The organism is Achromobacter pulmonis, assembly GCF_021733725.1.
In the GTDB taxonomy this organism is placed as follows: Bacteria; Pseudomonadota; Gammaproteobacteria; order Burkholderiales; family Burkholderiaceae_B; genus Achromobacter; species Achromobacter pulmonis.
Genome location: NZ_JAIFOT010000001.1, coordinates 950100 through 963266 on the forward strand (window position 1 = coordinate 950100; position 13167 = coordinate 963266).

The 13167-nt window shown below is 60.7% G+C and carries 11 protein-coding genes, 2 tRNA genes, 1 rRNA gene and 1 other RNA gene; 4 read left to right on the forward strand and 11 right to left on the reverse strand.

Annotation, left to right across the window (positions count from 1 at the left end):
* Positions 1 to 197: 197 nt before the first annotated feature.
* From K2W61_RS04285 to K2W61_RS04300, 4 genes are all read right to left on the reverse strand, one after another.
* Positions 198 to 273, reverse strand: a tRNA-Ala gene (locus K2W61_RS04285).
* A gap of 31 nt (positions 274 to 304) precedes the next feature.
* Positions 305 to 381: transfer RNA gene (locus K2W61_RS04290), tRNA-Ile, on the reverse strand.
* Between the two features lie 130 nt (positions 382 to 511).
* Positions 512 to 2042: ribosomal RNA gene (locus tag K2W61_RS04295) — 16S ribosomal RNA — on the reverse strand.
* Between the two features lie 1343 nt (positions 2043 to 3385).
* Positions 3386 to 3862 carry an Lrp/AsnC family transcriptional regulator gene (locus tag K2W61_RS04300; protein ID WP_175134542.1) on the reverse strand — a complete coding sequence of 159 codons (477 nt, stop codon included), beginning with the start codon at positions 3860 to 3862 and terminating at the stop codon, positions 3386 to 3388.
* Positions 3863 to 4018: 156 nt separating this feature from the next.
* Between K2W61_RS04300 and hppD the strand changes: the two genes are divergently transcribed.
* The gene (gene hppD, locus K2W61_RS04305; protein ID WP_175134541.1) at positions 4019 to 5131 is read left to right on the forward strand and encodes a 4-hydroxyphenylpyruvate dioxygenase; all 1113 of its coding nucleotides are present in this window, start codon (positions 4019 to 4021) and stop codon (positions 5129 to 5131) included.
* Between the two features lie 84 nt (positions 5132 to 5215).
* Here the strand turns inward: hppD and msrA are convergent, their stop codons facing one another.
* From msrA to ilvD, 3 genes are read right to left on the reverse strand one after another with little or no spacing between them, the layout of a single operon-like run.
* Complete coding sequence (gene msrA / locus K2W61_RS04310; RefSeq protein ID WP_175134540.1) at positions 5216 to 5770, reverse strand: peptide-methionine (S)-S-oxide reductase MsrA; 555 nt, start codon at positions 5768 to 5770, stop codon at positions 5216 to 5218.
* A gap of 38 nt (positions 5771 to 5808) precedes the next feature.
* On the reverse strand, positions 5809 to 6144 hold the full coding sequence (locus K2W61_RS04315; RefSeq protein ID WP_175134539.1) for a c-type cytochrome: 336 nt from the start codon (positions 6142 to 6144) through the stop codon (positions 5809 to 5811).
* A complete protein-coding gene (gene ilvD / locus K2W61_RS04320; protein ID WP_236755106.1) occupies positions 6128 to 7813 on the reverse strand; it encodes a dihydroxy-acid dehydratase in 1686 nt (561 codons plus the stop codon). The genes K2W61_RS04315 and ilvD overlap by 17 nt, the downstream gene beginning before the upstream one ends.
* Before the next feature lie 181 nt (positions 7814 to 7994).
* On the opposite strand from ilvD, the gene lgt reads away from it, so the two are divergent.
* Complete coding sequence (lgt, locus tag K2W61_RS04325; protein WP_175134537.1) at positions 7995 to 8783, forward strand: prolipoprotein diacylglyceryl transferase; 789 nt, start codon at positions 7995 to 7997, stop codon at positions 8781 to 8783.
* Here lgt and K2W61_RS04330 read toward each other — a convergent pair.
* From K2W61_RS04330 to K2W61_RS04345, 4 genes are all read right to left on the reverse strand, one after another.
* Entirely contained in the window at positions 8758 to 9528 is a 771-nt protein-coding gene (locus K2W61_RS04330; RefSeq protein WP_175134536.1) for an SIMPL domain-containing protein, read from the reverse strand. The two genes, lgt and K2W61_RS04330, sit on opposite strands and share 26 nt — an antisense overlap.
* Before the next feature lie 76 nt (positions 9529 to 9604).
* Positions 9605 to 9789: non-coding RNA, 6S RNA (ssrS, locus tag K2W61_RS04335), on the reverse strand.
* Between the two features lie 35 nt (positions 9790 to 9824).
* A complete protein-coding gene (locus K2W61_RS04340; RefSeq protein ID WP_175134535.1) occupies positions 9825 to 10136 on the reverse strand; it encodes a cell division protein ZapA in 312 nt (103 codons plus the stop codon).
* Positions 10136 to 10582 carry a hypothetical protein gene (locus K2W61_RS04345; protein ID WP_175134534.1) on the reverse strand — a complete coding sequence of 149 codons (447 nt, stop codon included), beginning with the start codon at positions 10580 to 10582 and terminating at the stop codon, positions 10136 to 10138. Before K2W61_RS04345 ends, K2W61_RS04340 begins: the two co-directional genes overlap by 1 nt.
* Positions 10583 to 11062: 480 nt before the next feature.
* On the opposite strand from K2W61_RS04345, the gene K2W61_RS04350 reads away from it, so the two are divergent.
* Both K2W61_RS04350 and K2W61_RS04355 read left to right on the forward strand, forming a co-directional pair.
* Positions 11063 to 11527, forward strand: a complete 465-nt coding sequence (locus K2W61_RS04350; protein ID WP_175134533.1) for a tripartite tricarboxylate transporter TctB family protein — start codon at positions 11063 to 11065, stop codon at positions 11525 to 11527.
* 13 nt (positions 11528 to 11540) lie between these two features.
* Positions 11541 to 13046 carry a tripartite tricarboxylate transporter permease gene (locus tag K2W61_RS04355; protein WP_175134532.1) on the forward strand — a complete coding sequence of 502 codons (1506 nt, stop codon included), beginning with the start codon at positions 11541 to 11543 and terminating at the stop codon, positions 13044 to 13046.
* The last annotated feature ends 121 nt before the right edge of the window (positions 13047 to 13167 follow it).

The window sequence follows — 13167 nt, forward strand, 5'->3', positions numbered from 1 at the left end:
GAACTTGGAACAAAATTAATGCAATCACAACCCGTACCCATCTTCATCAGCAACGCTGACTACTTGATGAGCACATTTCGTTGTGCTTCTTCCAGATTGTTAAAGAACGAATATAGCTGTTGGGTAAAACCCAACTCATAGCGCTGCTCGCAGCGTTATGAGTTAGCTTCTACATCACCACCAGGTGATCAAGATCTTGGTGGAGGTGAACGGGATCGAACCGATGACATCCTGCTTGCAAAGCAGGCGCTCTCCCAGCTGAGCTACACCCCCATATCCACGACATCTCATGCCCGCGAATACTTGGTGGGTCTGGTTGGATTCGAACCAACGACCCCCGCCTTATCAAGACGGTGCTCTAACCGACTGAGCTACAGACCCAAAACCTTCTCGGATCAGTAGTCAGAAGTCATGGACACAGGGAGGAGTCCCTCTACCCAAGCCCACAACCGATCCCAGCTATATCAAACAACCGATAAGAGTGGACGCTTAACACGAGCACTAAGCTCTGAAAGGAGGTGATCCAGCCGCACCTTCCGATACGGCTACCTTGTTACGACTTCACCCCAGTCATGAATCCTACCGTGGTAATCGCCCCCCTTGCGGTTAGGCTAACTACTTCTGGTAAAACCCACTCCCATGGTGTGACGGGCGGTGTGTACAAGACCCGGGAACGTATTCACCGCGACATGCTGATCCGCGATTACTAGCGATTCCGACTTCACGCAGTCGAGTTGCAGACTGCGATCCGGACTACGATCGGGTTTCTGGGATTGGCTCCCCCTCGCGGGTTGGCGACCCTCTGTCCCGACCATTGTATGACGTGTGAAGCCCTACCCATAAGGGCCATGAGGACTTGACGTCATCCCCACCTTCCTCCGGTTTGTCACCGGCAGTCTCATTAGAGTGCCCTTTCGTAGCAACTAATGACAAGGGTTGCGCTCGTTGCGGGACTTAACCCAACATCTCACGACACGAGCTGACGACAGCCATGCAGCACCTGTGTTCCAGTTCTCTTGCGAGCACTGCCAAATCTCTTCGGCATTCCAGACATGTCAAGGGTAGGTAAGGTTTTTCGCGTTGCATCGAATTAATCCACATCATCCACCGCTTGTGCGGGTCCCCGTCAATTCCTTTGAGTTTTAATCTTGCGACCGTACTCCCCAGGCGGTCAACTTCACGCGTTAGCTGCGCTACCAAGGTCCGAAGACCCCAACAGCTAGTTGACATCGTTTAGGGCGTGGACTACCAGGGTATCTAATCCTGTTTGCTCCCCACGCTTTCGTGCATGAGCGTCAGTGTTATCCCAGGAGGCTGCCTTCGCCATCGGTGTTCCTCCGCATATCTACGCATTTCACTGCTACACGCGGAATTCCACCTCCCTCTGACACACTCTAGCCCGGTAGTTAAAAATGCAGTTCCAAAGTTAAGCTCTGGGATTTCACATCTTTCTTTCCGAACCGCCTGCGCACGCTTTACGCCCAGTAATTCCGATTAACGCTTGCACCCTACGTATTACCGCGGCTGCTGGCACGTAGTTAGCCGGTGCTTATTCTGCAGGTACCGTCAGTTCCGCGGGGTATTAACCCGCGACGTTTCTTTCCTGCCAAAAGTGCTTTACAACCCGAAGGCCTTCATCGCACACGCGGGATGGCTGGATCAGGGTTTCCCCCATTGTCCAAAATTCCCCACTGCTGCCTCCCGTAGGAGTCTGGGCCGTGTCTCAGTCCCAGTGTGGCTGGTCGTCCTCTCAAACCAGCTACGGATCGTCGCCTTGGTGAGCCGTTACCCCACCAACTAGCTAATCCGATATCGGCCGCTCCAATAGTGCAAGGTCTTGCGATCCCCTGCTTTCCCCCGTAGGGCGTATGCGGTATTAGCTACGCTTTCGCGTAGTTATCCCCCGCTACTGGGCACGTTCCGATACATTACTCACCCGTTCGCCACTCGCCACCAGACCGAAGTCCGTGCTGCCGTTCGACTTGCATGTGTAAGGCATCCCGCTAGCGTTCAATCTGAGCCAGGATCAAACTCTTCAGTTTAATCTCTGTATTTGTTTCGTATTTCTTAGTTCCGAAGAACCGAGTCATACGTCGCTACTCAAAGGAAGTGAGGTATGTTCTTAAACTTGACGTCTAAGGTACTTCACTTCTAGTGAGCACTTGATTTCATTGTGCTTGTGACCAGGGTTTAAAACCTGACCACTGCGCACTCGCATCAAGCGCCCACACTTATCGGTTGTTTAATTGTTAAAGAGCGGTACTGCTAAATTCTGTACTACTTACTGCATCTTCTGCTTTCCTCGGCGATTTCGCTTTCGCGTCGATCGCTGTGTCAGCAGCAGAGAAACGAGATTATGAAGAAGTTTTTATCGTTTGTCAAGTCAGCGTCACTTACTTCATTTCGCTGCCTTGCCTACGACCTCTTCAGGTCTCACCCGGCTAACGCCAGGCTTTCCTCTTTAGCAGCTATCGAAATATCAGGGTTATCCCTAAGTTTTCGGTAACCGCCAAGCCTGAAACTATAACACAACTTTTGCAGATTATGCAACCGGCTTCTGCCTGACTTGCACCCTTTCCTGCAACCCTGCCAGCCAGTGAATCACTCCACCTTCAGCAGCCCTGGATCGCTCCAGAGGTTGGTTACCGCCCAGTCGGCTTGCAACGCTGTTCAGACCACCCTACCGGGTAAACCCTGATTCGCCGTCACCAGCCAAGCCCAAGACTATAGCACAATTTTTGCAGATCGTGCAACTGGCTTCTGCCTGATTTGCACCGACTTACGCAAAATTCGCTGACCGCCGGTTCGAAAGAATCATCACTGACCCACCGCCTTGCTGCCCCGCGACAAACCCGCTTGCCGTAGCCTTCGGATCCGTTGCACTTGCCTGGCCCCGCCGCTCAACAAAACTGCTTGAACTGCGAAGGAGCGAGACTATAGCACAGAATTTCGGCTTGTCACGCCAGCATGACACGCATTTTGCAGAAAGATGATGATTGACAGGGACACACCCCTTATTTGCCATGCGAGCGGCATCCGCTCTGCGCTACCGGGCCTGCGCATCCCTTACGACGCACCTCCAGCGAAGCGCCGTAGTGGAGCAACGATCCTGTCGCGCCCTCGGGGCTGACGCAGTTCATTCCTCTCTCTATATAGAGGGTAGAGACAGCCGCGATATTTGCCGCCCCCTACGTGGCCCTGGATTTCGGCCTGCTCGCTGATAGGCGGCCCCTCTGCACGCAATATCTATATGTAGAGACTGCCGCTATCCATTGGGAAACAGCCTCTACTCTTATACATAGAGGGCACACCCGCCTCTTCCGCCTCCCGCAGCCCTCTCCTATATACAGAGAGCGCTGCAGACGCGGGCCTCCCCCCATTTCCGCTACAGTCGCAGCTCGGTGGTTTCCTTGATCTGCTGAAGCGCGAAGAACGACCGCATATCCACCACCGCGGGATGGCGCATCAAGGTGTCCATGGCGAACCGCGAGAAATGCGCCAGGTCGGCGACCTGGATACGCAACAGGTAGTCCATGTCGCCGGACATGGCGTAGCACTCGACTACCTCGGGCCAGAGCTGGACGTCGCGGGCGAAGTCGCTCATGGGCGCGTGGCTGGAACCGCTGTGTTTATTCAGGCGGATGTTGACGTAGGCCAGCAGGCCCAGCCCGACCTTCTCGGCGTCGATCAGCGCCACGTATTTCTTGATGAAGCCCTTCTCTTCCAGCCGCCGCACCCGGCGCAGGCAGGGGCTGGGCGACAGGGAGACGCGATCGGCCAGTTCCTGGTTGCTCAGGCGGCCATCCCGTTGCAATTCGGCCAGGATCCTTAGATCTGTCCTATCCAGCTCTATGTCAGACATTTTCAGCCCCATATTTTTTATCTTCGGCAATATTATTGCTCAATCAGGCCACTTTCGCGACATGTTTGCAATTGTCTGCCTGCCTTTCCTCCCTACAATCTTCATCCTAGACTTGAACGACAAGTCGCCTCTACAACGACGCAAGGGAGCAGACACATGAGCAGCGCTTTCCAACCCTGGGACAACCCGATGGGCACCGCCGGGTTCGAATTCATCGAATATGCCGCGCCGGACCCCGCCGCGCTGCGCAAGGTGTTCGAACTGCTGGGCTTCAAGGCAATCGCCAAGCACCGCCACAAGGACGTGACGCTGTACCGCCAGGGCGGCGTGAATTTCCTGATCAACGCCGAACCCGATTCCTTCGCGCAACGTTTCGCCCGCCTGCATGGCCCGTCGATCTGTGCGATCGGCTTTCGCGTGCAGGACGCCGCCGCCGCGTATAAGCGCGCGCTGGAACTGGGCGCCTGGGGTTTCGACTCGCATAGCGGCCCGATGGAACTGAACATCCCCGCCATCAAGGGCATCGGCGACTCGCTGATCTACCTGGTGGACCGCTGGAATGGCAAGGAAGGCCACGGCGGCATTGGTGACATCAGCATCTATGACGTCGACTTCGTGCCGGTGGATCCGCAGAACGCGCAGGCCGACCTGAACCACCGCGGCGCCGGCCTGACGCTGGTGGACCACCTGACGCACAATGTGCACAAGGGCCGCATGGCGGAATGGTCGGAATTCTACGAGCGCCTGTTCAACTTCCGCGAGGTGCGCTACTTCGACATCGAGGGCAAGGTGACGGGCGTGAAGTCCAAGGCCATGACCTCGCCGTGCGGCAACATTCGCATTCCCATCAACGAGGAAGGCACGGAAGAAAAGGGCCAGATCCAGGAGTACCTGGACCTGTACCGCGGCGAAGGCATCCAGCACATCGCCATGGCCACCGAGGACATCTACAGCACGATCGAGGCGCTGCGCGCCAACGGCGTGGTGTTCCTGGATACGCCGGAGACCTACTACGAGCTGCTGGACCGCCGCCTGCCCAACCATGGCGAAGACGTGCAGCGCCTGCAGAAGAACCGCATCTTGCTGGATGGCGCCCCCGACGGCGGCCTGCTGCTGCAGATCTTCACCGAGAACCAGATCGGCCCGATCTTCTTCGAGATCATCCAGCGCAAGGGCAACGACGGTTTCGGCGAAGGCAATTTCAAGGCGCTGTTCGAGTCCATCGAACTGGACCAGATGCGCCGTGGCGTGGTGAAAGCCGTCGACTGACCGCTTCCCCCTCCCGCGCCGGTACTCATGTGTCCGGCGCTGGGCTTGAAACCTCGCTTGGCGCGAGGTTTTTTTTCGCCTGCCTTATTTCTTCAGGCGATCCTGGAACTGCTTGCGGAACTTGGCGACCTTGGGCGCGATCACGAACTGGCAATAGCCCTGCTCGGGATGCAGGGCGAAATAATCGCGGTGATAGTCCTCGGCCTGCCAGAAGTGCGCGGGCGCCAGCAACTTGGTGACGATGGGCGCGTCGTAGACCTTCTGCGCCTCGACCTCGGCGATGACGGCTTCGGCCTGCGCGCGCTGGGTGTCGTTCTGCCAGAAGATGGCCGACTCGTACTGCGGGCCGACGTCATTGCCCTGGCGGCCCGGGGTGGTCGGGTCGTGGGTGGCGAAGAACACGCGCAGCAGGTCGCTGTAGGACAGTTCGGCCGGGTCGAATTCGACGCGCGCCACTTCGATGTGGCCGGTGTCCTTGCCGCAGACCTGTTCGTAGCTGGGGTTGTCGACGTGTCCGCCGCTGTAGCCGGGCAGCACGCTCTTGACGCCGCGCAGGTCGGTAAAGACCGCCTCGACGCACCAGAAACAGCCGCCGCCGAGGACGGCGACCTCATTGCCCGGGGAGGGTTGTTCTGCCATGACCATTCCTTTCCTGAATCTTTCCAGAGACGATACGACTACTTCTTCGCTGGCGCCAGCGACAGAATCCATTCGGCCAACAGACGGGCATCTTCCGGACTGACATGGGTTTGCGCCGGCATGGGCACCGCACCCCAGGTGCCGCGCCCCCCGCTGCGGATCTTGCCGGCCAGATAATCCACCATGGCATCGCCCTGCCCGGCATAGCGCTCGGCCACGCTGGCCAAGGGCGGGCCGACGCGCTTGACGTCGACCTGGTGACAGGCCATGCAGGCCTTGCTCTTGGCCAGTTCCAGGCCGGTGGTTTGTGCCTGCGCCGCGCCAGCGGCCAACAGGCTGGCGGCGACCGCCAACAGACTACGAATCGAATGCATCGGTTACTGCCCCACGGCTCGCGGTGCTGGCGAGCTTGCCGAACTTGGCAAGCACACCGCGTGTATAACGCGGCTTGGGCTGGACCCAGGCCTGGCGACGAGCCGCCATTTCATCGTCGCTGATATTGAGCTGCAACAGCAGCTGGTGGGCATCGATGGTAACCGAATCGCCCTCGCGGATCAGCGCGATGGGACCGCCGACGAAAGCCTCCGGCGCCACGTGGCCCACCACCATGCCCCAGGTACCGCCCGAAAAACGTCCGTCCGTGATGAGCCCCACGGTTTCGCCCAGCCCCTGCCCCACCAGCGCGGAGGTCGGCGCCAGCATTTCCCGCATGCCGGGTCCGCCCTTGGGACCCTCGTAGCGGATCACCACCACATCGCCATCGTGGATCTGGCGCGCCATGATGGCGGCCATGGCGTCATCCTCGGAATCGAACACGCGTGCCGGGCCCGTGATCACCGGGTTCTTCAGCCCCGTAATCTTGGCTACGCATCCTTCGGGCGACAGGTTGCCCTTGAGGATGGCCAGATGGCCTTGAGGGTAGAGGGCGCGGTCCAGCGGCATGATCACGTCCTGATCGGCACGCGGCGTGTCGGGCACATCGGCCAACGATTGCGCCACGGTCTGGCCGGTGATGGTCATGCAATCGCCGTGCAGCAGGCCCGCGTTGAGCAGCAGCTTCATGACTTGGGGAATGCCGCCGGCGCGGTGCAGGTCGGTGGCCACGTACTTGCCGGACGGCTTGAGATCGCACAGCACCGGCACGCGCTGGCGGATGCGTTCGAAGTCGTCGATGGTCCAGGGCACGTCGGCGGCGTGGGCGATGGCCAGGAAATGCAGCACCGCGTTGGTCGAACCGCCCGTCGCCATGATGACGGAGACGGCGTTCTCGATGGACTCGCGCGTGATGATGTCGCGCGGACGCAGGCCGCGCCTGACCGCCTCCACCAATACCCGGGCGGATTCCGCCGCCGAGACGACCTTTTCGTCGTCTTCATTGGCCATGGTGCTGGAGTACGGCAGGCTCATGCCCATGGCCTCGAAAGCCGAGCTCATGGTGTTGGCGGTGTACATGCCGCCACACGAGCCGGAGCCGGGAATGGCGCATTTCTCGATCTGCTTGAAATCGGCCTCATCCATGCGGCCCATGGTGTATTCGCCGACCGCCTCGAATACCGAAACGATGGTCAGGTCCTTACCCTGGTATCGGCCCGGCTTGATGGTGCCGCCATAGACATAGATGCCCGGCACGTTCGTGCGCGCCAGGGCGATCATGCCGCCGGGCATGTTCTTGTCGCAGCCACCGATGACCACCACGCCGTCCATCCACTGGCCCTGGGTGGCGGTCTCGATACAGTCGGCGATAACCTCACGCGACACCAGCGAATACTTCATGCCCTCGGTACCCATGGACATGCCGTCGGAAATGGTGGGGGTGCCAAACACCTGCGGATTGGCCTTGGCGCCGCGGATGGCCTCGATGGCGGCGTCGGCCAGGCGCTGCAGACCGCTGTTGCAGGGCGTGATGGTCGAATGACCATTGGCCACACCGATCATGGGGTTGTCGAAGTCGGCTTCCTGGTAGCCCAGCGCGTAATACATGGCGCGGTTGGGAGCCCGGGCAACGCCGTGCGTGATGTGGCGGGAACGTTCGTTGTGCGACATGGTCTGTTGTCTCCTGTCGGCCGTCAGGGCGCGGACATGGCGATCGCGCCCGGGTGGGTGGCCAGCTCGCTCGCGGGCGAGTCTCGGGATACATCGGCATTCAAGGGCGAGCGCCTCGCCTGTCGATCTATCGCAGGGCTTGCCGGTTATTATCATTCAACTTCATTGTGTCGGGCGGAACATGCTGCAATATCCCAAATTCGACCCCATTGCCCTGCAGATCGGGCCTTTGTCCATCCATTGGTACGGACTGATGTACCTGGTGGGCTTTGCCCTGGTGTACCTGCTGGGCCGCTACCGCATCACCAGCGGCCACACCACCACTCTGAACGTGCGCGACCTGGAAGACCTGATCTTCTACAGCGTGCTGGGCGTGGTGCTGGGCGGACGACTGGGTTACGTGCTGCTCTACAAGCCGGGCTACTACCTGGCGCATCCGCTGGAAGTGGCCTACCTGTGGGAGGGCGGTATGTCGTTCCACGGCGGGTTGATCGGCGTGATCGTGGTGATGCTGCTGTTCGCCCGCAAGAAGCGCCTGCCCTTTTTCGCCTTTAGTGATTTCATCGCGCCCTTGATTCCGCTGGGACTGGGCTTTGGCCGCCTGGGCAATTTCATCAACGGCGAACTGTGGGGCCGTCCGACCGACGTGCCGTGGGCAATGGTGTTCCCGAGCAGCGGCGATGGCATCCCGCGTCATCCGTCGCAACTGTATGAGCTGGGGCTGGAAGGCATCGTGCTGTTCGCGCTGATGTGGTGGTTCTCGAGCAAGCCGCGCCCCCAGGGCCAGGTAAGCGCGGTTTTCCTGATGGGCTACGGAACGTTCCGCTTCCTGGTGGAATTCACCCGCGAGCCGGACAACTTCCTGGGCCTGCTCGCGGGCGGGTTGAGCATGGGACAGTGGCTGTCCCTGCCGATGGTCGTCCTGGGCGCCATCATGTTTGTGCTTACTGCAAAACGATCGTCCCGTTGACCGAAATGCTGACCGTGACGTTCCCCGACTCCAGGGGAACGTCGGCGCTGAAGCCGGCGCCACCCGACGCGTCCTTGGCCATCGCGTTCATCATGCGCGGCATCGGCGTAACGCCGCCGGCGCCGCCCAGTTCGAGCTTGCTCAGGCGGTAGCCCGAGAAACCGAAAGCGTTGGCGGCGGCCAGCGCGCGCTCCTTGAACGCCTGGGCGGCTTCCTTGAGCAGCTTGCGTTCCTCGGCATCGCGCACGGCGCGCGACAGCGAGAAGCTGATATTGGAAATAGCGGTCTTGTCGGACAGCTTGGACGCCAGCGCGGCGGCGGCCGCGAAATCCTTGGATTCGAGAATCACTTCGCCCTGGCCGCGCCAGGTGGTGCTGGTCTTGCCCTTGCTGCTGCTGATGGTATTGGGCCAGACGTTGACGCTGCCGGTGCGCACTTCGACCCCCTTGGTGTCGCGTGCGCGCTTGACCACGTCTTCCAGCATCTCGGTCAGCTTCTTGCCGGCGGTGGGCTGGTCCGCCGCTTCGACTTCGGCCGACAGCGAAATGCGTACCGTGTCCTGCTTGACCTCGGAGGATGCGGTGGCCTGCAGGGTCAGTTCCGGCGAGCGATTGGCCGCGGACTCCGCCGCGGCGGGAGCCGGCGCCTGGGTCTGCGCGAAGACGGGCTGCGTCAGGGAAAGCGCGGCCACGGTCGCGCACGCCGCGCCAAGTTTGGTCAGCGAAAAAACGGGGGATTTCGACATGGACTGGTCCTATGAGGGAGGACGATGGGGGGAGGCGCCCGACGCGGACCTGCGCTCGTGGCAGGCCCGCTGGGAAAGATGCCCCGCCTGTGCCGTCAAGGCCGGCATCTCGAACCCTGAGGTTCAAGGTGGTCGCGTTCCGAAGAGCGTCGGGTTCGTCTACGAGAGACAATCGCTCCAGCTCTGCACTCCCGCAACCAATATGCCATAAGACATAGGTTCAGAGAATGTATGGCCAGGTCACGGACACGGCAGGGACAAACTGAAAAATCTGTGGTGAAAACTGCGTATGAACGTCAGAGCAGCTTTTCTTGCCCTGACAGGGCATCATCCAGGACTGCGTTCATGTCCTCGATTCTACGCTTGAAGTCGCCGACCGCCAAACCGCCCAGCGGACCATCCGGCGCTTTCATCGCTAGCAATTCCCCCGCCACTTGCAGCGCGGCCATCACGGCGATGCGCTCGTTGCTGGAGACCTTGCCGGAACCCTGGATACGCAGCATGAGCTGATCGACATGACGCACGGCGGCCAGCAGCGTGGGCTTTTCCTCGGCCGAGCATGCCAGCGAGTAGTCGCGCCCGAGTATCGTTACATCTACGCGTTCCATCAGTGTTGCTCTCCGGACGGCGCACCCGGCAGGCGGGCCAGGACGGCGTCGATGCGCTCGCGGGCCGAGGCGGCAGCCACGCGCAAGCGCTGTAGTTCGGTGTCGCGGCGCTGCAGGTTGCCCTGCAGTTCGGTTTCGCGGGCGGAGAACCGCGCTTCGAGCGACTGGCGCTCGGCGGTCTCGCGCGCAAGCTGTTCGCGCAAGGCCGCTTCGGCCTTCTGCGCCTGCTCGAGCATCGCGGTCACGGCGCCGTCGTTGTCCTGCAGTTTGCTTTGCAGCGTGGCGATGTCGGCATCGCGCTCGGTGACGCGTTGCTTGAGCATACGCTGCTCGGCTTCTGATTCATTCAGGCGCGCGCGCAATGCGTCACGCTCGGCATGCAGTTGCCGGGTGCGTTGCACCAGTTGCCCGATACGGGCGGCGAGTTGGTCTAGGTCTTGCAGCATGGGCGCTATCGTAAACCATCCAGTGGGGAATCGGGCCTCTTCACGCAAGGTGAGAAACACGGCAATATTCGGTAGGAAATGCGGCACTTATGCCAGCGGCCGGCAACATACCCGATCAGGCCACACTAGAAAAGTCCCCCGCGCGGCGCATCGCGGCGATCCAGCCGGACCGCTTTCGCATTTCTTTCTATCAACTTTCACTTAGCTTTCAAAAAGCCCTCAATCTGGTCCCCCCGTTACAACTGAGGATCGGGAGTTCCCCAATTTTAGGGAAAACCCCAGGCTTTCACCTAGCTTACAGGGTTTGCATCGTTGCAGGCGTCCATTACCATTCGGCCTTTCAAGAAGCCTCGACGACGCTTTCATAAAAACCAAGGGCACCCCGACGTGCCTTTTTTGTGCCTGTCACTCGCCTTTCGGCGAGAGCGGCAGACCACAAACCCTTTTTATCTACATGCTGTAAACAGGAGCCAACCAATCATGCAGCTACGCAATCGACAGGACTTCTGGTCGGGGGTGATGTTCATCGCCCTCGGACTGGGATTCGCCTGGCAAGCCAGCAGCTACCAAATGGGTACTGCCGCCCGGATGGGCCCCGGGTATTTTCCTTTCTGGCTGGGCATCGTTCTCGCATTGCTAGGTGCCATCGTGCTGCTTGGCTCGATGTCGAAGAAGGCCCATGAAACCCACGTCGACAAATTCGACTGGCGCATCGTCGCGCTGGTGGTCGGTTCGGTGGTGTTCTACGGCCTGGTCCTGAAACTGCTGGGTATCTATATCTCGGTGTTCCTGCTGGTGGTCATCAGCAGCCTGGCCAGCCATGAGTTCAACCTGAAGGTGGCTGTCGCCAACGGCATCTTCCTGGTGGTGTTCTCGTATCTGGCGTTCGTCAAGGGGCTGGGGCTGATTTTCCCGCTGTGGCCGTCGTTTCTGGGTATGAATTGAGGAGCAAGCGGCCATGGAATTGATTGATCACCTGATGATGGGTTTCTCGGTGGCGTTCACGCCCGAGAACCTGCTCTACGCCCTGCTGGGCTGCATCCTGGGCACGCTGATCGGCGTGCTGCCGGGGATCGGCCCGGTGCCAACCATTGCAATGCTGTTGCCGATCACGTACGTGCTGCCCCCGGTGGCCGGCCTGATCATGCTGGCGGGCATTTACTACGGCGCCCAGTATGGCGGCTCCACCACCGCCATCCTGGTGGCCCTGCCTGGGGAAACCTCGGCGGTCGTGACCGTGCTGGACGGCCACCAGATGGCGCGCAATGGCCGCGCCGGTGCCGCGCTGGCCATCGCCGCGCTGGGCTCGTTCTTCGCCGGTTGCGTGGCCACGCTGCTGCTGGCCGCATTCGCGCCCCCGCTGGCTGAAGTCGCCTTCAAGTTCGGCCCCGCCGAGTACTTCTCGCTGATGTGCCTGGGCCTGGTCGGCGCCGTGGTGCTGGCCTCGGGCTCGCTGCCCAAGGCGATCGCGATGATCATCCTGGGCCTGTTGCTGGGCATGGTCGGCACCGACGTCAACTCGGGCGTGGCCCGCTTCGACTTCGGCATCCCGGAACTGCAGGACGGCATCGACTTTGCCATCGTGGCCATGGGCGTGTTCGGCTTCGCCGAGATCATGACCAACCTGGAGCAGAAGGAAAACCGCGTCGACATCACCGACAAGATCGGCTCGCTCTATCCCAACAAGCAGGAATTCAAGGAATCGGCGCCGGCGGTGCTGCGCGGCACGGCCCTGGGTTCGGCCCTGGGTATTCTGCCGGGTGGTGGCGCGGTGCTGTCGTCGTTCGCCTCCTACACGCTGGAAAAGAAGATCTCGAAGAATCCGGAGCGCTTCGGCAAGGGCCACCCGGCCGGCCTGGCTGGCCCGGAATCGGCCAACAACGCCGCCGCCCAGACTTCGTTCATCCCGCTGCTGACCCTGGGTATCCCGGGCAACGCTGTGATGGCGCTGATGGTTGGCGCGATGACGATCCACAATATCCAGCCCGGCCCGCAGGTCATGTCGAGCCACCCCGAGCTGTTCTGGGGCCTGATCGCTTCGATGTGGATCGGCAACCTGATGCTGGTGGTGCTGAACCTGCCGCTGATCGGCCTGTGGGTCAAGCTGCTGAAGGTGCCCTACCGCATCCTGTTCCCGGCGATCCTGGTGTTCTGCACGATCGGTGTGTATTCGTTGAACTACAACACGTTCGACATCTTCACCACCGCCATCTTCGGCATCATCGGCTATGTCTGGTCGAAGCTGAAGTGCGAAGGCGCCCCGCTGCTGCTGGGCCTGGTGCTCGGCCCCATGATGGAAGAGAACTTCCGGCGCGCTCTGCTGCTGTCGCGCGGCGACTTCAGCACCTTCGTGACGCGCCCGCTGTCGGCCTCGCTGCTGGCCGTGGCCGCATTCCTGGTGATCCTGGTCGCTCTGCCGGCGATCCGCAAGAAGCGCGAAGAGACTTTCGTCGAAGAAGATTGAGGACGGCGCCGCCGCGTTACGCGGCGGCCTACCCGCCCTGCCCGAACCCCCGGCCCCGGCCGGGGGTTTTTCTTTGGGCGCGCGGCTGGCTCGTCGATTCAGGGTGCGGCGCCGAAAGAAA

What these genes read in the sequence shown, in the direction of transcription:
- K2W61_RS04300 (WP_175134542.1), bottom strand. Translation starts at nt 3,862, where the DNA reads ATGTCTGACATAGAGCTGGATAGGACAGATCTAAGGATCCTGGCCGAA.
- hppD (WP_175134541.1), top strand. Translation starts at nt 4,019, where the DNA reads ATGAGCAGCGCTTTCCAACCCTGGGACAACCCGATGGGCACCGCCGGG.
- msrA (WP_175134540.1), bottom strand. Translation starts at nt 5,770, where the DNA reads ATGGCAGAACAACCCTCCCCGGGCAATGAGGTCGCCGTCCTCGGCGGC.
- K2W61_RS04315 (WP_175134539.1), bottom strand. Translation starts at nt 6,144, where the DNA reads ATGCATTCGATTCGTAGTCTGTTGGCGGTCGCCGCCAGCCTGTTGGCC.
- ilvD (WP_236755106.1), bottom strand. Translation starts at nt 7,813, where the DNA reads ATGTCGCACAACGAACGTTCCCGCCACATCACGCACGGCGTTGCCCGG.
- lgt (WP_175134537.1), top strand. Translation starts at nt 7,995, where the DNA reads ATGCTGCAATATCCCAAATTCGACCCCATTGCCCTGCAGATCGGGCCT.
- K2W61_RS04330 (WP_175134536.1), bottom strand. Translation starts at nt 9,528, where the DNA reads ATGTCGAAATCCCCCGTTTTTTCGCTGACCAAACTTGGCGCGGCGTGC.
- K2W61_RS04340 (WP_175134535.1), bottom strand. Translation starts at nt 10,136, where the DNA reads ATGGAACGCGTAGATGTAACGATACTCGGGCGCGACTACTCGCTGGCA.
- K2W61_RS04345 (WP_175134534.1), bottom strand. Translation starts at nt 10,582, where the DNA reads ATGCTGCAAGACCTAGACCAACTCGCCGCCCGTATCGGGCAACTGGTG.
- K2W61_RS04350 (WP_175134533.1), top strand. Translation starts at nt 11,063, where the DNA reads ATGCAGCTACGCAATCGACAGGACTTCTGGTCGGGGGTGATGTTCATC.
- K2W61_RS04355 (WP_175134532.1), top strand. Translation starts at nt 11,541, where the DNA reads ATGGAATTGATTGATCACCTGATGATGGGTTTCTCGGTGGCGTTCACG.